The following is a 22956-nucleotide window of genomic DNA, read 5'->3' on the forward strand; positions in this document are numbered from 1 at the left end:
TTGTATCTGTTTGAAGGTCTCAATGAGTCTGCGTCCAGTTATTTAGAACCGGCGCAAGTAGAATTACTCAAGCAGGCCTATCAGGTCGCGCGTGATGCCCATGAAGGCCAAATGCGCACAAGTGGCGAACCTTATATAACCCATCCGGTTGCGGTTGCCCGCATCCTTGCCGATATGCGTCTCGACCATGAGACGCTTATGGCTGCCCTGCTGCACGATACCATCGAAGACACTCCCGTCACCAAAGAAGAGCTTGCCGAACTGTTTGGCAAATCTGTCGCTGAATTGGTCGAAGGGGTATCAAAGCTCGATAAGCTCAAATTTCGCGATAAGAAAGAAGCCCAGGCAGAAAACTTCCGCAAAATGATGATGGCGATGACCCAAGATATTCGGGTTATCCTGATCAAGCTGGCCGACCGCACTCACAACATGCGAACCTTAGGCGCATTGCGTCCCGACAAACGTCGCCGTATCGCCCGGGAAACCTTAGAAATTTATGCGCCAATTGCTAACCGTTTAGGTATTCATAATATCAAAACTGAGTTAGAGGATTTAGGTTTTCATGCCTATTATCCAATGCGCTATCGCGTGCTTAAAGAAGTGGTTAAAGCCGCTCGTGGTAATCGCAAAGAGCTTATTCTGAGCATCGAAGCGGCAATCAAAACGCGTCTGGAAGACACAGGGCTGAATGGCACGGTTAAAGGTCGCGAGAAGAACCTTTATTCCATCTACAACAAGATGCGAAATAAAGAGCTGCAATTTCAAGAAGTCATGGATATTTACGCCTTTAGGGTGATCGTCGATTCCATCGATACTTGTTACCGCGTTATGGGCGCCATGCACGGTTTATACAAACCGCGTCCCGGACGCTTTAAAGATTATATTGCCATCCCTAAGGCTAACGGCTATCAATCTCTACATACTTCGTTATTTGGCCCTCATGCCGTGCCGGTTGAGATCCAAATTCGTACCGAAGATATGGATCAGATGGCTGATAAAGGGGTCGCGGCGCACTGGATGTACAAGGGCGGCGATCAACAGCAAGGTACAACGACTCAGGTACGCGCGCGCAAGTGGATGCAAAGCTTACTGGAACTGCAACAGAGTGCCAGCACCTCATTCGAATTTGTAGAAAACTTCAAGACCGAACTGTTCCCTGAAGAGATTTATGTCTTTACGCCAGAAGGTCGTATCCTAGAGCTGCCCGTTGGCGCAACCGCGGTCGACTTTGCCTATGAAGTACATACCGACGTAGGTAATACCTGTGTTGGCGCACGAGTTAACCGTCAGGCTTATCCGCTGAGCCAGCCACTGATTTCAGGGCAAACCATCGAAATCATCACAGCCAAAGGCGCACGCCCAAATGCTGCTTGGCTCAACTTTGTGGTCACAGGTAAGGCTCGCGCTAAAATTCGCCAGATTCTTAAAAGCCTCAAGGCCGATGACGCCGTGGTATTGGGTCAACGCTTGCTCAATCACGCTCTAGGCAATGTCAAATTAAACGATATTACTGCCGAGCAAATTGCCAAAATTGTTAAAGAAACCAAGCATAAAGATTTAGATTCGCTGTTGGCCGATATTGGCCTTGGCAACGCAATGAGCATAGTGATCGCTCAGCGTCTCAAGGGCGATCAGGTCGAGCCTCATGAGCACAAAGACTCCAACATGATGCCGATCCGTGGTGCCGAAGGTATGCTGGTTTCTTTTGCCAACTGCTGTCGTCCCATCCCGGGTGACGCGGTTATTGCCCACGTGAGTCCGGGTAAAGGTCTGGTGGTTCACATGGAAAGCTGCGCCAATATTCGTGGTTATCAGGGCGAGCCAGATAAGTATATTCCTGTGCATTGGGATAATGCCGAAGGGGTTGAGTTCCAAGCCAACCTGCGCATTGAAATCGTTAACCATCACGGTGCACTGGCAAAAATCACCTCAATTGTCGCAGCCGAAGGTTCCAACATTCATAACCTCAGCACCGAAGAACGTGATGGACGTGTTTTCTTGATTAACTTACGGATCTCGGTTAAAGATCGAATCCACTTGGCCAACGTGATGCGCCGCATTCGAGTACTTCCTGAAGTTTTGCGTACATCACGTAACCGTTAATCTGAACGATTCCGTGTATCCGGATACCAATATCTTAAACCTGTAATAACAACAATTAATAAGTGAGAACATTATGGCAGAGAAGATTATCATCGCGACCGATAAGGCCCCTCAGGCAATTGGCACCTATTCTCAAGCAGTAAAAGTGGGCGGCACAGTTTATCTTTCAGGCCAGATCCCATTGAATCCAGAAACCATGCAAATGGTAAGCGAAGAATTTGAAGCCCAAGTGGTGCAAGTTTTTGACAACCTCACCGCAGTTTGTGAAGCGGCAGGTGGTTCATTAAAAGATATCGTTAAACTGAATATCTTCATGACCGACCTAAGCAACTTTGCCACGGTTAACGAAATCATGGGTCGTTACTTCACCCAGCCTTATCCAGCCCGCGCCGCCATTGGTGTTAAGCAACTGCCAAAAGATGCTTTGGTAGAGATGGATGGCATCATGGAGCTGTAAGGCTCACTTGATTAAGGGCGCCATTGCGCCCTTGTTATTTTTCCCTCTGATACAACTGATACGCCATGAGCCCCGAACGTTTCGCCCGCATTAACCAGATGCTTGATAATCGCCAAACCGACCTCACTGTTTGTCTCGATAAAGTCCATAAAACCAATAATATTGCCGCCGTAATTCGTACCGCAGATGCTGTAGGTATTCATCAAATTCATGCGGTATGGCCTGATATCGAAATGCGCGTGTCGGGTAATACGGCATCAGGCAGTCAGCAGTGGGTAAAGACCATCAAGCATTACCACATGGATGAAGCGGCGACGCAGTTTAAAGCACAAAATATGCAGATTCTGGCGACTAACTTCTCTGAAACTGCAGTGGATTTTCGCGACATCGATTACACCAAGCCAACGGTTGTGATCATGGGGAATGAACGCGATGGCGTCAGCGATGAAGGCCTGGCGATTGCCGATCAACATATTATTATTCCCATGATTGGTATGGTGCAGTCACTTAACGTGTCGGTGGCCTCAGCGCTGATTATGTATGAAGCTCAGCGACAGCGTGCTCAGGCCGGCCTTTATGGTCGTAGAACCTTAGATGAAGCTTACTGCCAAACCATGCTTTTTGAGCAAGGGCATCCTATTTACGCCAAGGCATGTCGTCGCAAGAAGATCCCCTACCCCGCTATCGATGAGCAGGGACAGATTGTCGCCGATGACACTTGGTGGCAAAGAATGCGCGCCCCCGATCCTGACGCCGACATTTAATACAAAATCTAATACAAACCGAGTGCCAAATCTAGCACTGGACTGACCTCTAAGCCGCGCCCTACCTGGGCGTGAGCTAATTTTCAAATATTTGACATCCCACTGATTATTCAGGCAAAGCAATTGTCATTCGCGGTTATATTAGCCATACTCACTTTTACGCATAACAAACCAGTCTCAACTGATTGATGGGGGTTAATCGAGTTTTGCCGCTGGAGCTAGGTCATTCTATTCGCCTTAGAATAACTGGCTAACTAACAAGACCATGCGCCTTTAAAACAGAAGAATAATTATGGAATTGCAAATGGACTCATTATTTAAATCTCCCGTCGACATGCTACAACACTGGGTAGAACGATACGGAGATAACATCTACCTAAGACAGCCAATCAACGGCCAATATGTTGATTTCAGCTGGCGTGAAGTACAGCAAAAAATGCAGCAGATCGCCGGTGCACTACGTCATTTAGGCTTACAACCTGGTGACAAGGTTGCTGTGTTATCGAAAAACTGCGCCGAATGGTTTATTACTGATCTTGCCTTGATGCACGGCGGCTATATCAGCGTACCCATTTATCCGACGGCCAATGCCGACACCATTCGTTATGTATTAGAGCACAGTGAATCGAAGGCAATATTTATCGGTAAGCTGGATTATTGGGCCGATCAAGAAGCCGGCGTTGGCGGTGACTTGCTGCGTATGGCAATGCCCTATGACACTATGCCAGCACAATATCAATGGGATACCTTGCTGAAAATGGGACAACCTCTGGTGGATGCTCCCGCGATCACCCCAGAGCAGATCATGACCTTGATTTATACCTCAGGATCAACCGGCAAACCTAAGGGTGCTATCCAAACGTTTGCCAGCTTCGAGTGGACCTGTAAAGCTGTCGTTCGCGATCTTAAAACTGATGTAGAAGATCGCTTATTGTCCTACCTTCCATTGGCGCATATCACCGAACGTGTGGCCATCGAAGGTTCTTCATTCTACTCAGGCAGCTGCGTCGCCTTCGTCGAAAGTCTCGACAGTTTCGTTGCAGACGTGCAGCGCGCAAGACCGACAGTGTTCTTCTCGGTACCACGTTTATGGAGCCTGTTCCAGAAGAATATCATCGACAAAATTGGCTACGCCAAACTTAACTTCTTACTCAAGGTGCCTATTGTCAGCGGCATTGTGAAGAAGAAAATTCACCAAGGTTTAGGCTTAGAACATTGCAACCTATTAGGCTCAGGTTCGGCGCCTATTCCGCCTTCTCTTATCGCTTGGTATCACAAGATTGGCCTTAATATCTGTGAAGCCTGGGGAATGACAGAAAACAGCGCATATTCGATCATCAACCACCCCTTCGAAGCCAGCAAGATTGGCAGCGTCGGTCGTCCGGTTGAAGGTTGCAGCATTAAACAAGCCGAATCAGGTGAATTGTTGGTGAGAAGCCCCGGCTTGATGAGCGGCTATTACAAACAGCCAGAAGCAACTGAAAGCTGTTTCGATCAAGAAGGTTACTTCCACACTGGCGATCTGTGTAATATCGATGCCGATGGCTATGTCACCATCACTGGGCGAGTCAAAGACAACTTTAAAACTTCAAAAGGCAAATATGTCGCGCCAGTTCCTATTGAGCGTAAATTGGCTCAAGACCCACATGTAGAGTTAATCTGCATTATTGGTTCAGGTTTGCCTCATCCCGTTGCTTTAGTGCAGCTTTCAGAAGGTGCAGCACTGCAAGCACGAGAAGAGGTTCGCAGCTCGCTTAAAGCGACCCTCGACAGCATCAATCCTAATTTGGAATCTCACGAAACCGTCGATGCTATCGTGGTTGTCAGCGAAGCTTGGGATGTTGAAAACGATGTGCTCACACCAACACTGAAAATCAAGCGTCATGTATTAGAGAGTCGATTCAGTGAAAAAGTTGACGGGCTGCGCGGCGGTAAAGTCTGCTGGGAAGATGAAATTTAATCTGTCAGTTAATTTAAATCGAAGCACGCACTAGCGTGCTTTTTTATGACCAACGATAGCGAATCACTGCCATTATTGCGTTCATACAAAACTCTGATAGTATATGTATATATTTACAGTGATTGAGTCGTAAATGAATTAAATGGCTCAATTAATCAAATGGGTATAGCGCGTGGGTAGACTCGATCTGATGCCAGTGACTGAGTTAAAAGGCGTAGCGGCAAAAATGGCGCAACGGCTGGAAAAACTCGGCATAAAAACCGTTCAAGATCTACTATTTCATCTGCCACTGCGTTATGAAGATCGCACCCAAATCTATGCAATCGAGTCGCTCTACCCTGGCTGCTACGGCACCATAGAAGCCACTATCCAATCGTCACAGATCATACAGGGACGCAAACGCATGCTAACCTGTACCGTGACCGATGACAGCGGCATTATGACCCTCAGATTTTTTAATTTTTCTGTCGCTCAACGTAATGGCTTAGAAAACGGCGCCACCATTCGCGCCTATGGTGAAGTGCGTCGCGGCAAGCTAAACCGTGAAATCATTCACCCTGAATATCAAGTGCTCAGACCCGGGGATAACGCCGCATTAAGTGAAACACTGACACCTATCTATCCCACTACAGAGGGGCTCAAGCAGACGAGTTGGATAAAACTCACAGACCAAGCCTTAGCCCTGCTAAACGAAAGTGAACTAAGCGAATTACTGCCCGAATCACTGCGTCCCAATCGAATGTCGCTTATCGATGCACTCAAGCTACTACATCGTCCCCCAACAGGCGTCGCCTTGGATGAATTAGACCAAGGTTGTCACCCTGCGCAGCAGCGATTGATCCAAGAAGAGTTACTGGCTCACAACCTCAGTATGTTAAAACTCAGGCAACGAAGCCATCGTGACGCCGCAGTATCAATGCAAGCCAATGGGCAACTACTTAATCCGTTCTTAGCCTCTCTGCCCTTTAAACCCACAGGGGCCCAACAGCGCGTTGTAGCCGAGATAGATACCGATCTTCAGCAGCAACATCCTATGATGCGCTTGGTGCAAGGTGATGTCGGTTCCGGCAAGACTTTGGTCGCTGCCTTAGCGGCATTACAAGCCATCGAAAGCGGTTATCAGGTTGCCATGATGGCTCCTACCGAACTGCTGGCCGAGCAACACGCCAACAACTTTAATGCTTGGTTTGAGCCTCTTGGGCTCACTGTCGGCTGGTTAGCAGGCAAGCTTAAAGGCAAGGCCCGCAGCCACTCACTGGAGCAGATAAAAAGCGGTGAGGCCCAAATTGTTATTGGTACCCATGCAATTTTTCAGGAGCAAGTCGAGTTTAACAAGCTGGCACTGATCATCATCGATGAACAACATAGGTTTGGGGTACATCAACGTTTAGGTTTGCGGGAAAAAGGCATCAACCAAGGTTTCCACCCACATCAGCTGATCATGACGGCAACACCGATCCCAAGAACTTTAGCTATGACCGCCTATGCCGATCTCGACACATCGATTATCGACGAGCTCCCCCCGGGTAGAACCCCGGTGACCACAGTCGCTGTATCGGATAATCGCCGCGCTGAAGTCATAGACCGCGTGCGTCAAGCCGCATTAGAAGGCGGCCGACAAGCCTATTGGGTCTGCACTTTAATAGAAGAGTCTGAAGTATTAGAGTGCCAAGCGGCGGAAGATACCGCGGCCGAATTACAGCAACAACTACCAGAACTGAACATAGGCTTAGTTCATGGACGATTGAAGCCGACAGAGAAACAAGAGATCATGGCCAAATTCAAGGCCGGAGAAATCAATTTACTGGTCGCCACCACAGTGATCGAAGTGGGTGTTGATGTTCCTAATGCCAGCCTGATGATCATCGAAAACCCTGAGCGTTTAGGCTTAGCCCAGTTACATCAGCTACGAGGCCGCGTTGGTCGTGGCGCAGTCGCCAGTCACTGTGTATTGATGTATAAAGCGCCGCTGTCCCACACCGCAACTCAGCGTTTAGGGGTGCTCAGAGACAGCAATGACGGTTTCGTTATCGCCCAGAAAGATTTGGAGATACGCGGTCCAGGAGAGGTTTTAGGTACGAAACAAACCGGCATAGTTGATATGAAAATTGCCGATCTTATTCGCGACCAAGGTCTTATTCCGCATACCCAAAATTTGGCGCAACATGTGATGCAACAAGTCCCTGACAACGTCGATGCCATCATCTTACGTTGGTTAGGTGAACGCCAGCAATATGTTCAAGCCTAGTCCATACTTAATACACTATATTTATTAGGTTAATTATTGTTTATTTCGGTTGAGATACCCTAGACAAAACCGACTAATTTTGCACAATGGTGTGAGGTCATAAAGCGTAAGACCCATCCACCTCTAGCGACTTCAAGGAACTTTCATGCAGGTTAATCAAGAAGATAGAATTACCCCTCAAGAAAAACGAGGCGGTGCTAGTGCGTTAACAATTGCCATCATTGTCATTTTAATAATTGTGGTGGGCGCGGCCTACTACTTTTTAGACAGTGAAGAGCGTCAAACCGAACCCGAACTCCCTGCGCCAATCACTCAACCAGAAGTAGTACCTGAACAGCCTTTGGTTACCGATGCACAGCTGCCTGAACCAGAAGCCACAGTTGAACCTGAAGTAATTGAGCCTGTAGAGGAACCGGCACCCGCAGAGGAGCCACTACCAGCACTTGCTGACAGCGATCATTATGTCACCGAAAAAACGCTGGAAGTCGCTAACGGTATGAAAATTGACCCGGTTCTGGTAGAAAAAGATATCGTGCGCCATTTTGTGGTTTTCGTCGATAACATTGCCCAAGGGGAATTGGCACGTAAAGTCAGCCCACTCAAGGCGCCCAATACCAACTTTACCGTGTCAGATGTCACCAATAAAACGTATCTTAATCCAGATAGTTACCATAGATACGATCTATATGCCGACTTCGTTAGTAACTTAAATGAACAGCAACTAATGCAGACCTATGACAAACTCACTCCGCTACTCAATGAAGCGTTTGAAGAGTTAGGCTACCAAGATATGAGTTTTAATCAGCGTATGATCGAAGCGATTAACCTCATGCTAGCTGCACCTATCATCGAGCAGCCCATAGAACTCAGCAGTGTGAGCGTAAACTACAAGTTCGTCGATCCCGAATTGGAAGCCCTACCTAATGCGCAAAAATTGATGATCCGCATGGGACCCGAAAACAGCAAAAAAGTGAAAGCTGCCATGCGAAAACTCAAGCAACAATTGCAGCAACAACCTTAATGGGGTTTGCCCGCTTAACTCACAAAAAACCGCCCTCGATGGCGGTTTTTTATTTCCTAATGTATACATCTATTTGGCGAACATCTGCACATGAAAAACGTGCTTTAGTTCCAATCTTAGGTGTACAATAACCACAGCGGATACCATAAATTTAGGTATTGGGTTAACGTTACGGAAAACCACGGCACACAGCCGTAATTAGAGGCAAAGTAATGCAGTTAAACTTTGGCATTCGAACTTCGGGTGCTTGGTCCCCATATTTTCAACAGATGACGGATTGGCAACAATGGCCAACACCGCCGCTGTCTGATGACAGCCTGCCTACCGCTGCCCCAAAGCTACCACAAGTCCCCGCGATGCAGCGTAGACGCTACAGCAAATTAACTAAAATGCTGCTCGATGTGGCCTTTCAATGTAACGCTCCAGCAAATTGCCGTACCATTTTCGCCTCACGCCATGGTGAGCTCAATCGCACCGTCGAACTACTGCAAGATATTGTGCAGCAACAGCCTATTTCGCCCATAGGTTTTAGCCAATCAGTACATAACACCGCCAGCGGCATCTTTAGTATTCTAACCGGCAACTGCTCGGCATCGACCTCGATAGCTGCAGCCGAACAGACTTTAGAACAAGCACTTATCGAGGCCTATGGTCAATTACATGAAGATGAAAGCGAACTGTTATTAGTCTATGGCGATGAGCCCGTGGCCGATATTTATCAAGAGTTTACTGACGAACCTGAGCTGCCTCTGGCACTGGCTTTTTTGCTCGGTCGTCCAGAAAATAATCCAGCAGCCATCACCTTAACCCTAGAAACTGAGCCCACTGAACAGCAATATGCCTGTGCGCCACATATCAGTTATGGTGAGGTTCTACACGCTCTAGCCAACAAGCAAGCACTCGATGGTCGACTCAACCAATGTCTTTGGCGGTTAACCTATGCCTAAGCAGGTCGTCGCCAAACGCCTGACTGGTCTTGCCTATATCCCCCGCTGGCTCGGCGGAGTCAGCTGTTACATCGTATTTGGCTTAGGTGGACTGCTTAGCTCGTTGACCATCTTGCCCCTGCTACGTTTTTGGCCTGGGAGCCAACAGGCGCGTATCGCTCGGGTACAAAGAGCCGTTCATATTATGTTTCGCGGCTTCGTTGGCATGCTCACTTGGGCAGGAGTGATTAAGGTCACCACTCAAGATCTACAGCGCTTAGCTCAAGCGAAAGGAAAAATTATCATCGCCAATCACCCAACCTTGGTGGATGTGGTGGTATTAATTAGCTTGATGCCAAATGTCGGCTGTATTGTGAAACAGGGCTTATGGCGTAACCCATTTTTACGAGGCGTAGTTTCCTGTGCGGGCTATATTCCTAATCGCGGTGCCGAGCTGCTACTCAGCGATTGCGACAGTGTATTAAGCCAAGGCACCAATATGATCATTTTCCCTGAAGGCACACGCACTCATATTGATGCCATAATTAATAGCTTCGCCCGTGGCGCGGCGAATATCGCCCTGCGAACTAAAACCGATTTGATACCTGTAGTGCTGCGAACCAATGCCGTTGGCCTCACAAAACAGGAACCTTGGTATCAGATACCACGGCAAACCATTGGCATGAATGTCGAAGTAGGCGAAACTATTAACCATATCAGTTATCATGCTGAAACAGGTGGTGATGCCAAAATGGCTCGCCAACTGACCCGAGATCTTGAAAATTACTATAAACAACAACTTGATATTAATTATGAACTTACAAAATGAAATTAAACAACTAATCATTGATTGCTTAGATCTTGAAGATGTCAGCATCGATGATATTGAAACAGATGCACCTCTGTTTGGTGAAGGTCTGGGGTTAGATTCAATTGACGCTCTCGAGCTTGGTTTGGCCATCAAAAAACAGTTTGATGTAAAAATTGAAGCCAACTCAGAAGCCACAAAAGCCCATTTTTACAGTGTGGCCAGCTTGGCTAGCTTTATCGAATCTCAGCGAGCTTAGGGGGCAAGATGCAAAATCGTGAACAAATCCTAGCTATGCTCACCAAAATTTTGGTGGATGAGTTTGAAATCGACGCTGACGATATCACCCCAGAAGCCTCTTTATACAAAGAGCTCGACTTGGACAGTATCGATGCGGTGGATTTAGTCATCAAACTACAGCAGCTAACAGGCAAAAAAATCCAGCCTGACGAGTTCAAAGCGGTAAGAACCGTTAACGACGTTGTCGATGCAATCGAAGGACTCGTTAATCAGTAATGCGCCTGTTGCTGCAACTGGTCACAGGCTTACTGTTAATCGGCTATCCAGTAGCCGTTTATTTTGGCCTGAACTATTTGCCACCGGGCATCATCGCACTGGTGTTGTGTTTGATATTGCTACTCAGGTTAGCAATACTCAAACAGCAAGTTAAGGCGATGTTGATACCAGTATTGGTCGGCATAGGACTTACCGCAGGCAGCTTTATTGCCAAACGTAACGACTGGCTGCTGTATTACCCTGTGGTGATCAATCTCAGTATGCTATTCCTGTTTGCCTACTCGCTAAAACAGGGACCTAGCATGATTGAGCGTCTCGCGAGATTAAAACAGCCTGACTTGCCTGACGAAGCAATACCCTACTTGAAAAAAGTCACACTACTCTGGTGCGGCCTGTTTGTATTGAATGGCACAGTCGCCTTTTACACGGCGCGTTTTACTAGCCTTGAGTTCTGGACACTTTATAACGGCTTCATCGCATATCTGCTCATCGGATCTTTGCTTGGTGGAGAGTGGCTATATCGAACATTGTGGTTAAAAAAGTCATGACAAAGTTACTTAAAACCTGGTTGTCTCGCGGCCCATCGAGCCAACAACTTATCAGCTTCAATCACCATGACATAGTGACGGGTAATGCCTTTACTGCCCAGGTTTCGGCGCTGTACCAAGCCTTAGCAAACGAGCCGACCAAACGCTGGTTACTCGCCTGTGACAATAGCGATCTATTTGCTGTTGGCCTTTGTGCCGGACTGCTGGCAGGTAAACAACTGATATTACCAGCCAATACTCAAACAGGTACCCTCAGTGAACTGACGCATGAATTTGATGGCATCTTATCTGACACCTGCTTATGTGAAGGCAAAATCTTCCTGCCGTTGAAAAAAGAGGTTGCCGTTGGTGAGGTAAGCTGGCCAGAGAGTCCGGCTATTGGCGAGTTAATCCTATTTACTTCCGGCAGTAGTGGCCAACCTAAGGCGATCACGAAAACCCTTGAGCAACTGGATGCCGAAGTCAGTGTACTAGAGCAAACCTTTGCCGCCCATTTACCACAATGTAGTGTGATCTCCACGGTATCGCACCAGCATATCTACGGTCTGCTGTTTAAAATTTTGTGGCCGCTCGCTGCCAGTCGGCCATTTTTAAGCGATCAAGTGGAATACCCAGAAACCCTGACCTATTACACTAACCTATTTCCGAATTTATGCTTAATCAGCAGTCCGGCACAGCTGTCGCGTCTGCCAGAAGCCTTAGATCATGAGCCACAATTTCGCTCACCCAGTTTAGTATTTAGCTCAGGCGGTCCATTGAGCCATCAAGCGGCAACCGATGTGGCTCGTTGTTATGGCAAGCCCCCCATCGAAGTGTTTGGTAGCACTGAAACCGGCGGCATTGCCTACCGACGCCAATACAGCGATAACGAACCTTGGTGCGCCTTTAGCAGCCATCAAATTGAGCAAGATGAACAAGACGGCGCCCTGTTGCTTAAATCTCCCTACTTAGAAAGCCACGAGTGGTTAAAGTGCGACGATAAAATCAAGCTGATTAAAGAAGGGGAGTTCCAATTATTAGGCCGCTTAGATCGCATCGTTAAAATTGAAGAAAAACGTATCTGCCTAGTACAGATGGAAACGCTACTGGAAAGCCATCCGCTGGTCGCACAGGCGGCACTGCTAGTACTAGAGAGCCCCAGAGTTCAACTGGGCGCGGCAATTGTACTATCGGAACAAGGGCTGCAACTGTTACAAGACGAAGGCAAATTAGCGGTTAACAACTTACTGAAGAGTCACCTGTTAACTCAGTTTGAGCGGGTGACACTACCCCGTCGCTGGCGTTACCCAGCAACTCTTAGCCTCAACAGCCAAGGCAAACGATTACACGGAGAGCTAATCGAGTTATTTAATCATGATTAAGTCGAATTTACCGCCAATCCTTGGCAAAACCTTGCTCGATGATGGAGTCGAATGGCAATTGGATATTCCAGCCGACCTACCCTATTTTTCGGGACACTTTCCAGAGCAAGCGGTGCTTCCGGGTGTCACTCAACTTGACTGGGCGACCCAGCTCGGTGCCACTGAATTTGGCTATCACGCTCAAGTGGAAACCTTGGAAGTGCTCAAGTTTCAGCAACTCATTTTGCCTGGCAGTCAAATTAGACTCAAAGTCTCGGTTAATCGCAGCAAGCACAAGCTAACATTCGCCTATTATGACGGCGACAAGCGTTTTGGTTCAGGCCGCATTGTCTTAACTGGCCGCATGCTTGAGGAAAACAACTAATGCGTTTGGCGTTAGTGATCCCCAATTACAATCATCGCCAGGCAATTAAGCTGACACTGGAAAATCTGGCCGAGCTTAATTTGCCCTGCTATTTGATTAATGATGGCAGCGACGATGAAACTCGCCACCTCTTGGTTGAACTTGAGCAGCAATATGATTGGGTCACCTTGATCCATCATCCTTTTAATCGTGGTAAAGGTGCAGCGGTAACCACGGGACTGCGTGCCGCCTTTGCCGACGGTTATAGCCACGCATTACAAGTGGACGCTGATGGTCAGCACGATCTCGACGATATTCCCGCCATGATTGCCGCAGCGACTCAGCATCCACAGGCCTTGATTTCAGGCTTGCCACAATATGATGAGTCGGTTCCCAAAGGACGCTTGTATGGCCGCTATATCACCCACTTCTGGGTTTGGGTCGAAACCTTAAGTCTTGAAATAAAAGACTCTATGTGTGGTTTTAGGGTATATCCCTTGGCCGCTACCGAAAAGCTGTTTATGACGCATACCTTGGGCGAGCGCATGGATTTCGATATCGAAATTCTAGTGAAGCTCTATTGGCAAGGGGTACAGACTATTCATCTGCCAACAAGGGTGATCTACCCTGAGGATGGCAGCAGCCATTTCCAAGGTTTTAAAGATAATCTGCGCATCTCAATGATGCACACTAAGTTGTTTTTTGGCATGCTAAAGCGTCTTCCAACCCTGCTTGGACGTCGACCACATCAGCCACAACATTGGTCGAGTATTGGTGAACGCGGCAGTTACTGGGGCATAAAGCTACTGGCCAGCAGTTACAAAATTGGTGGTCACTGGCTTTGTCGCGCCATCATGTACCCGGTGATCTGTTACTTCTTTTTAAGTGGCAAAAACGCCCGTGCAGCATCGCTAGACTTCCTTCGCCAAGTACAAAAGGTCGAACCCAATCATCCACAGCTGCAGGGTGAAATTAACTGGCGCCACAGCCTTAATCATTTCTTGGCTTTCGGTAATGCCGCGCTCGATCGTATCGATGCCTGGTGTGACCGTATTCAATTAAGTCAGGTGGACTTTCCCGACCGAGAGATCCTCGCCAGCCAGTTGGAACAAGGCAATGGCGCCGTGCTGCTGGTCTCGCACTTAGGTAATCTTGAACTGTGCCGAGCCATTTCAATCCACCAGCGCAAGGTCAAAGTCAATGTCATGGTGTTGACCCAAAACGCAGAAAACTTTAACCGCGTGCTTAAGCAGCTCAACCCAGATAGCGACCTTAATCTTATTCAGGTCACCGAATTAGGCCCCAGCACCTCTATGCTACTGCATGAGAAGATTCAACAAGGTGAGTTGGTAGTGATTGCCGGCGATCGTACTTCATCTAATAGTGAAGGCCGCGTGGTCTACGCTCCCTTTATGGATAAGCCCGCACCGTTTCCCCAAGGTCCTTTTATCTTGGCCGGTTTACTCGACTGCCCAGTGTATTTGATGTTTTGTCTGCGAGAACAGGGACGCTATCGAGTGCATTTGGAGCATTTTGCCGATACCTTAAAAGGCCCACGTGCGGGTCGCAGCGAGCGTTTACAACAGGCGATAGTCAGTTACAGTGAAAGATTAGAACATTACGCTAAACGTGAACCACTACAGTGGTTTAACTTTTTCGATTTTTGGCGCAAGGATGAAGAACTCCAGCGCGAGGCGACCACAAGCCGTCGACCTCAAACTTCTGATAGGACAGATAAATAGATGACAGCCACGACACACACTTCCGCATCTGCAACCCCAATCGAGTTCGGACAACGTTCGCTGACGCTCGAACAGGTCGTTGCGGTTGCCAAAGGCGCCAAGGTTCAGCTTAATCAACAGGCTGACTACCAAGAATATATCCAAAAAGGCGCCCGCTTTATCGACAGTTTACTCGATGAAGAAGGCGTCGTTTATGGAGTAACCACAGGTTACGGTGACTCATGCACGGTGACCGTTGGCTTAGATCTTGTTCATGAGTTACCACTGCATTTATCACGTTTTCACGGTTGTGGTTTAGGTGAGATCTTATCGCCAATGCAGTCTCGTGCCGTGATGGCCTGTCGCCTCAACTCACTGGCCATAGGTAAATCTGGCGTGAGCTATGAACTGCTACAGCGTATCGAAACCTTGCTAAATCTCAACATAGTGCCGGTTATTCCTGAAGAGGGTTCTGTGGGTGCCAGTGGCGATTTAACCCCACTGTCGTACCTAGCCGCTGTCTTAATTGGCGAGCGCGAGGTGATCTATCAAGGTGAGCGTCAAAACACTGCAGATGTGTACGCCAAACTGAATATCACCCCGCTAAAATTACGTCCCAAAGAAGGCTTAGCCTTGATGAACGGCACCGCGGTAATGACCGCACTGGCCTGCCTTGCTTATGATAGAGCCAGCTATTTAGCCAGATTATCGAGTCGTATTACCGCGATGGCGTCATTGACCCTTAAGGGCAACTCAAACCATTTTGACGATATCTTGTTTGCCGCTAAGCCGCATCCAGGACAAAACCAGATTGCCGCATGGATCCGTGAAGACCTAAATCACCACGAACATCCACGTAACTCTGATCGTTTACAAGACAGATACTCGATCCGCTGTGCACCGCACATCATAGGTGTACTGCAAGATGCACTGCCCTTTATGCGCCAATTTATCGAGACTGAGCTTAATAGCGCGAACGATAACCCTATCGTCGATGGTGAAGGCGAGCATATTCTGCATGGCGGCCACTTCTATGGCGGCCATATCGCCTTCGTCATGGATTCGCTCAAAAATGCCGTAGCCAACATTGCCGATCTTATCGATCGTCAAATGGCATTAGTGATGGATCCTAAATTTAATAATGGCCTGCCGGCTAACTTATCGGCGGCAACGGGTAATCGCCGCGCCATCAACCACGGCTTTAAAGCGGTGCAAATTGGCGTGTCGGCGTGGACAGCCGAAGCACTAAAAAATACTATGCCAGCCAGCGTATTCTCACGCTCAACTGAGTGCCATAACCAAGATAAGGTCAGCATGGGCACCATTGCCGCCCGTGACTGTATGCGTGTCTTGCAGCTCACCGAACAGGTAGCCGCTGCCGCTTTACTCGCCATGACCCAGGGGATTCACTTACGCATTAGCCAAGAGGAATTATGTCTGGCATCACTCACACCATCGGTCGCTAAAACGTTACAGCAGGTCAGCGAAGACTTTGAATTACTAATCGAAGACCGCCCACTGGAAAGCGTGTTGCGCCAGACTGTAGACAAGATACAGCAAGGCCTCTGGGAAGTGTGCCACTAACGGAGGGGCTATGAAGTCAATACTCACCACCGAAATAGAAATGACCATTCCCTTCTTCGATGCCGATATGATGGGGATAACTTGGCATGGTAACTACCTGCGCTACTTCGAAGTGGCACGCTGCCAACTGCTGGATGAAATCAACTATGGCTATCGGCAGATGGAAGCGTCGGGCTATGCCTGGCCTATCGTCGATGTGCAGATAAAATATGTGCAATCGAGTACCTTTGAGCAGAAAATCAAGGTCAAAGCCTCCTTAGTCGAATGGGAAAACCGCATCCGTATTAATTATGAAGTTCGTGATGTGGCAACCAATAAGCGCCTCACCAAAGGCTACTCTATTCAGGCTGCGGTTAAGATGGACAATCAAGAACTTTGTTTCATAACGCCCGATTGTTTTAGACAAAAAATCGCGCATCTTATTCCAGAGCAAGAGGCGTAATCGATGAAACTGGCTGGCTTGTTCAACACTATAAGTTTTAACACTTGGCTATTTTGCTGTTTATGCTTATTCAGCCCAATTAGCCATAGCCAGACGCCAGCAAATTTTGATGCCCTACTTGCCGCACCGGCTGACACGGCACAACTGCAACAGTTAGCCGAGCAGCTGGATATGGGCACTAACGCTCAAGGCCAATTTACCCAGGCGCGCTACCTGAAGGTGTTGCAGAAGCCGCTGGTCAGCCAAGGGACATTTTTCTTCAAGGCTGAAGTCGGATTAGCTTGGTTACAGCAGACACCATTCGAAAGTGGCCTAGTATTAACACAAGGTACTCTGGTTCAAATTGATAGCGAAGGCCAACGACAGATCAGCCACGCCAGCGATAACCAACAAGCAAGCGGAGTCGCGCAGATGATGCCAGGGCTGATGAGCGCACTGCTTCAAGGACAGCTCGCACCCTTGGCGGAACAATTTAGTCTGCATCTGATTAAACAACAGCAGACTTGGCAGCTAGGGCTAGTCCCATTAGATCCCCTACTGGCTAAGGCGATGCAAGCCATAGTGCTTGAAGGCGAACAACAACTTAACTCGTTAACCTTGCTGAATCACAACGGTGATCGCAGCCTGATCACCTTTGAGCAGATCAGCAGCGCACCTTTGACTCAAACCCAGCTAGATTACTTTGCCACATCAGCCGAACCGGCAAGGGCACCATGATCGCCCTACTGAGACAATATCTCGACCGCCTTCCTAGTCAGGGCAAGCTGTACCTGTGGTTGTTACTACTGCTCACCGTTATCACGCTTGGCACCTTACAGTTACAACAAGGCGCAAAAATCCAGAGTAATATCTTGGCCATGCTGCCTAAGATCAGCGAGGCACCGCTGACACAACAGGCCATCGACCGCGTCGAGCAGCAACTGGCCGATCGCCTCTATTTTGCCCTTGAAACTCAAACTAAGGCGCAGGCGATTAAGGCTGCACAACAGCTTATGGAGCAACTACAGGCTCATCCCAATACCTTTACCCAGGTGACTAGCGCCAATAGCGACAGCGCCGCACAGTTTAATCGCTTCTATTTTCCACATAGATTTAAATTACTGACCCAAGAGCAAGCGAGTCGGCTTGAAAATGATAATATCGCGGCGTTACAAGCCAATGCCTTAAACCAGCTCTACAACGCCTTTGGTTACGCCAGCAGTGACCTGCTGAGTCAAGATCCACTACTGCTTTACCCCGACAATCTCAAAGCCTTAGCGCCGAACCAAAAGCTGCATAGTGAACAAGGAGTCCTGCTCACTACAATTGATAACAACCAAGGACAGAGTAAAACCGTCGCGATTGTGATGGCGAAAGGCATCGGCAGCGCCTTCAGTCCCAAGGAACAAACTCAGCAAAATCAAATTATCGACAGCGCCTTAAAGCAAATTAAACAAGATTTAGGCGAACAGGCACAACTTGAGATCTTAAAAGCTGGCGCCCTATTTCATGCCAGCGCCGCCACAAATCAGGCAAAACAGGAAGTCTCACGTCTCGGTTTAGCCTCGTTTATCGGTGTGGTGCTGCTGGTATGGTTGGCCTTTCGCTCCATCTTGCCGCTATTTATCGCCGGACTCACCATAGCCACCAGCTTATTATTCGCCGTGGTCAGTACCCTACTTATCTGTGGTGAGCTGCATTTGTTAACTCTGGTCTTTGGTACCAGCTTGATTGGCATCGCCATTGATTACAGCTTTCACTTTTATTGTGAGCGCCTTAACCATCCAAAGGCCGATGCCAACGAAACCGTAACGCGTATCTTTGCTGCCGCCTCGCTGGCACTGCTAACGACGGTTTTAGCCTATTTTGCTATTGGGCTCACGCCTTTTCCCGGCATGCAACAAGTTGCGATTTTCTGCGGGTCTGGATTAATCGGTGCCTATTTAACTTTAATCTTGGCCTATCCCAAACTGGCCAACAGCTCGCTCCGCCCAAGGCCACAACCACTGAGCCTAGCCAGCCATTATCTGAATCAACTGGCCAAACTCAAATCAGTCAAACCCAGCGTGTTATTAGCGCTGGCCATCCTGTTATTACTTGTGGGCAGCATGGGATTGTTCAAACTCACGGCCAACGATGATATTCGTATTCTGCAAAAAAGCCCCGCAGAGATAGTCAAGCAGGAACAGCAGTTGCGACAACTTCTGAGCGGCGGCACCGATAACCAATTTATCTTGGTGCAAGGCGATAACCCGCAACAGTTATTGCAACGCCTCGAATCTTTAAAGGCGCCGCTCACCAAACTGCAACAGGCTGGCGTGATAGGTAATGCGGTAAACCTTGCCAGTTATATTCCTAGCCATGAAACACAGCAGCGTGCCTATCAATTGCAAGGCAAAATCTATCAAAATATGACCGAGCAACTTCAACAACTGGGGTTAGACTCGACTTTGGCGCCAGCACTGCAGCGGCAATATCAGCAGGCGCAATCGCAGTTCATCGAAGCGAGCGACTTTTTCGCCTCACCAGCGGGTCAAATGTTTGCGCCTCTCTGGCTTACCCCTGATAGCTCAGCCAACCAGCAGCAATATGGTGCTATCGTGCTATTAGGCGGTATCAAGGATTTGCCGCAGCTACAAGCCGAGCTAGACCCGCTAACGAATATCCAATTGGTCGATAAGGTCGCCGACATCTCCAGTGTCATGGCGCAATATCGGCAACTGACGCTCACATTACTGGCCCTAGCCTTAGCCATTGCGGCGGCAATTTTCTCCGTTCGTTTTGGTATCAAGCTCGCAGCATTGGTTACTGCCGTACCTGCCATCGCCGCCGTGCTGACCTTAGCCTTGCTCGGATGGTTTGGCTCACCACTGACATTGTTTCACGCCTTAGCCTTGATCTTAGTCTTTGGCATTGGCGTAGATTACAGTCTGTTTTTCGCCGAGAGCCAGCAAGGACGCGGTGTGATGATGGCGGTATTTATGTCTGCCTGCTCGACACTAATGGCCTTTGGTTTACTGGCCTTCAGTCACACCCCAGCTATCCACTATTTCGGTTTAACCCTATTACTTGGCATCGCATTAACCTTTTTGCTATCGCCACTGATTTACACTTATACAAGGAATGACAAGTGACCGCCTCTTCCCATGCTGAGCAAGATTATGATGTGGTAATTATCGGCGCAGGCCCATCAGGCAGTGTTGCCGCTAGCTTGTTACAGCAACAAGGTAGACGAGTGTTAGTGCTGGAAAAACAGCAGTTCCCGCGCTTCTCGATTGGTGAAAGCCTGCTGCCTTGTTGCATGCAGATTTTAGAACAAGCCAATATGATTACGGCGGTTAATCAAGCGGGTTTCCAGTTCAAAAATGGCGCGGCTTTTAATGCAAATGGCCGTGCCACCCTGTTCGATTTCACCGATAAATATACTGCAGGCCCCGGCACGACCTTCCAAGTTCAGCGTGGTGAGTTTGATAAACTGCTGGCCGACAGCGCCAGCCAGCAAGGGGTTGAAATACGCTACAAGCAGACGGTCACAGCGGTAGAACTCGACGATAAGCCACAATTGTCTGTTACCAATGATGAAGGTGAAAACTACCAAGTAAGCGCTAAATTTATTTTAGATGCCAGCGGCTTTGGCCGAGTGCTTCCCCGATTACTCGATTTAGAGCGTCCGTCGAATTTGCCGACCCGCAGCGCGATCTTCACTCATATCGAAGATAATATCGAGCAGGTGGATATGGGCAATTATCAGTTCGACCGCAATAAGATCCTGATCAGTGTCCATCCTGACAATCAAGATATTTGGTATTGGCTGATCCCATTCAGTAATGGTCGCTGCTCTTTAGGTGTGGTAGCAGAACCCCATCTTTTAGGCGATGTTGATAAGGATCTTGAGGCTAACTTACTGCGTTTAGTAGCCGAAGAGCCCAGACTGAAACAGCTGCTTTCTAAATCCAAAATTGTGCGCGACTGCGCTAAGCTGCAAGGCTATTCGGCCAATGTCAGCACCTTAGCGACGGACAAATTTGCCCTGCTGGGTAACGCTGGTGAGTTTCTCGATCCGGTATTTTCATCGGGTGTCACCATTGCCATGCAATCAGCCTCGATGGCCGTCGACTGTTTGGGTAAACAACTGGATGGAGAACGGGTCGATTGGCAACAAGACTACGCTACCCCGTTAATGCGCGGCGTCGATACCTTTAGAACCTATGTCGAAGCTTGGTATGATGGTCGCTTCCAGGATGTGATTTTTTATGAGACGCCTAACCCTAAGATTAAACAGATGATCTGTTCGATTTTAGCGGGTTATGCTTGGGACGAAAGCAACCCGTTTGTCTCTGAAGCTGAGCGACGTCTCAATATGATTGTCGAGTTATGCCGATGAGCAAAAACCTGCTGCTAAAAGCCCTGTTAATCCTGAGCATAGTCGCCCTGAGTGGCTGTGCTCAACAGTTAACCCGGCAAACTTGTATGAGCCTAGCTAGTGAGGTCGACTACTGTTTGGCGCCGTTACTCAAGAATCATTTGAGCCAAACCCAACAAGTGAACCTTGAGGTCGACGATAAGCGCCACCAATTGATGAGCCAGCTTGAGTTGACCCCAGAGCAATTGACCTTAGTGGGCTTAGCGCCTTTGGGACAAGCCCTATTTACCTTAACCTATGATGGCGAGCACCTCGATAGTCAGCAAAGTATCTTGCTCGGTGATGAGTTTAGAGGCGAGTATTTATTGGGCTTATTGCAGCTGATCTACTGGCCGATAGAGGACGTAAATCGCAATTTACAGGGTGGACAACTCACTCGCCAGACTTGTGATGCAGCTTTGTGTCGAACATTATATGCTAGCGATAACACCACAGCGATCATTGAGATCCGTTACAGTCAATCATCGAAGTGGCAGGCACAGATTATACTCACAATAGCTCAGGCTAAATTAACCCTAAAAATAACGCCTATTGGCTAACTCGTCTGTAAAAAAGAATGGATCTATGACACAAATAGCAATCAGCCATTTAGGATTATGTACACCGTTGGGTCAGACCCATGAGCAGGTATTGCAACATCTGCTTGAGGGCAATACCCAAGGGATGCTGTGGCGCGATGATCTTATCCCCGAAACCGCTGTAGTAGTCGGTCAAGTACAGTGTGATCTGCCTGCAATCCCAAGTCATTTACAACGCTTTCGCTGCCGCAACAATCAACTGCTATTGGTCGCTGCACAGCAGATCGAGCAAGCAGTCATGGAGGCAAAAGCGGAATTTGGTAGTCAACGTGTCGGCATTATTCTTGGCACTAGCACATCGGGAATCGCCAAAGGTGAACAAGCCCTCGCCTATCGCGCCGAACACGGCCACCTGCCTGAAGATTACCTGTACTCAAAACAAGAGCTCGGTAATAGCAGTGAATTCTTGCAGCACTATTTTGAACTCCGCGGTCCTTGTTATACCGTCTCCACCGCCTGTTCATCTAGTGCCAAGGTGTTTGCCAGCGCGAGACGATTACTCAACGCGGGATTATGCGACATGGTGATTGTCGGTGGTTCAGATAGTCTGTGTAAGTTGACCCTTAATGGGTTTCACTCTCTCGAGTCGGTATCTAAAGGCCATTGCCAACCCTTCAGTCGTAACCGTGATGGGATCAATATCGGTGAAGGGGCAGCGTTATTTACTCTTACTCGTGGACAAGGCGAAGTCATGTTAGCGGGCGTAGGTGAGTCCAGCGATTCCCATCATATTTCGGCGCCGCATCCTGAAGGTAAAGGGGCTATCGCTGCCATCAATATGGCGCTAGCTAATGCTAATATTGCTCCAGAGCAGATCGATTACATCAATCTGCATGGCACAGCGACGGTGAAAAATGATGCCATGGAAAGCCGCGCATTAGTTGAAGTGTTTGGCGAGCAGTTGCCTGCCGTCAGTTCGACTAAGCCGATGACCGGCCACGCTCTTGGCGCAGCAGGCGCCATCGAAGCCGCATTCTGTTTCCTGTTATTGTCTAAGGACAATACAAATCATGGTATTCCGCCACAGATGGGCGATCGGCAATGGGATGAAACCAACCCATCACTCCCCTTTGCCGATAACAATATGCAAACTCAATTAAATTATGTCATGAGCAATTCCTTTGCCTTCGGCGGCAGTAATGCCAGCGTGATTTTTTGCCGAGGCGAGAGCTAA

General features: G+C 48.4%; 21 protein-coding genes. All 21 read left to right on the forward strand.

Annotation, left to right across the window (positions count from 1 at the left end; genetic code table 11):
• The 21 genes from spoT (at nucleotide 1) to L1D21_RS12930 (ending at nucleotide 22956) form a co-directional block, all read left to right on the forward strand.
• Nucleotides 1-2103: a bifunctional GTP diphosphokinase/guanosine-3',5'-bis pyrophosphate 3'-pyrophosphohydrolase gene (gene spoT / locus L1D21_RS12830; RefSeq protein WP_239845664.1), complete on the forward strand. Its 2103-nt coding sequence runs from the start codon at nucleotides 1-3 to the stop codon at nucleotides 2101-2103.
• Nucleotides 2104-2176: 73 nt separating this feature from the next.
• Nucleotides 2177-2560 (forward strand): RidA family protein, encoded by a 384-nt coding sequence (locus L1D21_RS12835; RefSeq protein WP_239845665.1) that lies wholly within the window; start codon nucleotides 2177-2179, stop codon nucleotides 2558-2560.
• Nucleotides 2561-2625: 65 nt separating this feature from the next.
• Complete coding sequence (gene trmH, locus L1D21_RS12840) at nucleotides 2626-3324, forward strand: tRNA (guanosine(18)-2'-O)-methyltransferase TrmH (RefSeq protein ID WP_239845666.1); 699 nt, start codon at nucleotides 2626-2628, stop codon at nucleotides 3322-3324.
• A 304-nt stretch (nucleotides 3325-3628) separates the two neighbouring features.
• On the forward strand, nucleotides 3629-5284 hold the full coding sequence (locus L1D21_RS12845) for an AMP-binding protein (RefSeq protein WP_239845667.1): 1656 nt from the start codon (nucleotides 3629-3631) through the stop codon (nucleotides 5282-5284).
• A 172-nt stretch (nucleotides 5285-5456) separates the two neighbouring features.
• Nucleotides 5457-7532, forward strand: coding sequence for an ATP-dependent DNA helicase RecG (recG, locus tag L1D21_RS12850; RefSeq protein ID WP_239845668.1), 2076 nt, complete (start codon nucleotides 5457-5459; stop codon nucleotides 7530-7532).
• Between the two features lie 145 nt (nucleotides 7533-7677).
• Nucleotides 7678-8553, forward strand: a complete 876-nt coding sequence (locus L1D21_RS12855; protein ID WP_239845669.1) for a DUF3014 domain-containing protein — start codon at nucleotides 7678-7680, stop codon at nucleotides 8551-8553.
• Nucleotides 8554-8765: 212 nt separating this feature from the next.
• Nucleotides 8766-9500 carry a beta-ketoacyl synthase chain length factor gene (locus L1D21_RS12860; RefSeq protein ID WP_239845670.1) on the forward strand — a complete coding sequence of 245 codons (735 nt, stop codon included), beginning with the start codon at nucleotides 8766-8768 and terminating at the stop codon, nucleotides 9498-9500.
• A complete protein-coding gene (locus L1D21_RS12865) occupies nucleotides 9493-10308 on the forward strand; it encodes a lysophospholipid acyltransferase family protein (RefSeq protein WP_239845671.1) in 816 nt (271 codons plus the stop codon). Before L1D21_RS12860 ends, L1D21_RS12865 begins: the two co-directional genes overlap by 8 nt.
• Nucleotides 10292-10546: a phosphopantetheine-binding protein gene (locus L1D21_RS12870; RefSeq protein WP_239845672.1), complete on the forward strand. Its 255-nt coding sequence runs from the start codon at nucleotides 10292-10294 to the stop codon at nucleotides 10544-10546. The genes L1D21_RS12865 and L1D21_RS12870 overlap by 17 nt, the downstream gene beginning before the upstream one ends.
• An 8-nt stretch (nucleotides 10547-10554) precedes the next feature.
• Entirely contained in the window at nucleotides 10555-10803 is a 249-nt protein-coding gene (locus tag L1D21_RS12875; RefSeq protein WP_239845673.1) for an acyl carrier protein, read from the forward strand.
• On the forward strand, nucleotides 10803-11351 hold the full coding sequence (locus L1D21_RS12880; RefSeq protein ID WP_239845674.1) for a hypothetical protein: 549 nt from the start codon (nucleotides 10803-10805) through the stop codon (nucleotides 11349-11351). Before L1D21_RS12875 ends, L1D21_RS12880 begins: the two co-directional genes overlap by 1 nt.
• Nucleotides 11348-12712 (forward strand): AMP-binding protein, encoded by a 1365-nt coding sequence (locus tag L1D21_RS12885; protein ID WP_239845675.1) that lies wholly within the window; start codon nucleotides 11348-11350, stop codon nucleotides 12710-12712. Before L1D21_RS12880 ends, L1D21_RS12885 begins: the two co-directional genes overlap by 4 nt.
• The gene (locus L1D21_RS12890; protein WP_239845676.1) at nucleotides 12705-13076 is read left to right on the forward strand and encodes a thioester dehydrase; all 372 of its coding nucleotides are present in this window, start codon (nucleotides 12705-12707) and stop codon (nucleotides 13074-13076) included. The genes L1D21_RS12885 and L1D21_RS12890 overlap by 8 nt, the downstream gene beginning before the upstream one ends.
• The gene (locus L1D21_RS12895) at nucleotides 13076-14797 is read left to right on the forward strand and encodes a glycosyltransferase family 2 protein (protein WP_239845677.1); all 1722 of its coding nucleotides are present in this window, start codon (nucleotides 13076-13078) and stop codon (nucleotides 14795-14797) included. Before L1D21_RS12890 ends, L1D21_RS12895 begins: the two co-directional genes overlap by 1 nt.
• On the forward strand, nucleotides 14798-16360 hold the full coding sequence (locus L1D21_RS12900) for an aromatic amino acid ammonia-lyase (RefSeq protein WP_239845678.1): 1563 nt from the start codon (nucleotides 14798-14800) through the stop codon (nucleotides 16358-16360).
• A gap of 10 nt (nucleotides 16361-16370) precedes the next feature.
• Nucleotides 16371-16802, forward strand: coding sequence for an acyl-CoA thioesterase (locus L1D21_RS12905; protein WP_239845679.1), 432 nt, complete (start codon nucleotides 16371-16373; stop codon nucleotides 16800-16802).
• Nucleotides 16803-16805: 3 nt separating this feature from the next.
• Entirely contained in the window at nucleotides 16806-17519 is a 714-nt protein-coding gene (locus L1D21_RS12910) for an outer membrane lipoprotein carrier protein LolA (protein WP_239845680.1), read from the forward strand.
• Nucleotides 17516-19915, forward strand: coding sequence for a transporter permease (locus tag L1D21_RS12915; protein WP_239845681.1), 2400 nt, complete (start codon nucleotides 17516-17518; stop codon nucleotides 19913-19915). The genes L1D21_RS12910 and L1D21_RS12915 overlap by 4 nt, the downstream gene beginning before the upstream one ends.
• Nucleotides 19912-21165, forward strand: coding sequence for an NAD(P)/FAD-dependent oxidoreductase (locus L1D21_RS12920; protein ID WP_239845682.1), 1254 nt, complete (start codon nucleotides 19912-19914; stop codon nucleotides 21163-21165). Before L1D21_RS12915 ends, L1D21_RS12920 begins: the two co-directional genes overlap by 4 nt.
• On the forward strand, nucleotides 21162-21743 hold the full coding sequence (locus L1D21_RS12925) for a DUF3261 domain-containing protein (protein WP_345773520.1): 582 nt from the start codon (nucleotides 21162-21164) through the stop codon (nucleotides 21741-21743). Before L1D21_RS12920 ends, L1D21_RS12925 begins: the two co-directional genes overlap by 4 nt.
• 25 nt (nucleotides 21744-21768) lie before the next feature.
• Nucleotides 21769-22956 (forward strand): beta-ketoacyl-[acyl-carrier-protein] synthase family protein, encoded by a 1188-nt coding sequence (locus tag L1D21_RS12930; RefSeq protein WP_239845684.1) that lies wholly within the window; start codon nucleotides 21769-21771, stop codon nucleotides 22954-22956.

Source organism: Shewanella sp. Isolate11, assembly GCF_022398315.1.
Taxonomy (GTDB): domain Bacteria; phylum Pseudomonadota; class Gammaproteobacteria; order Enterobacterales; family Shewanellaceae; genus Shewanella.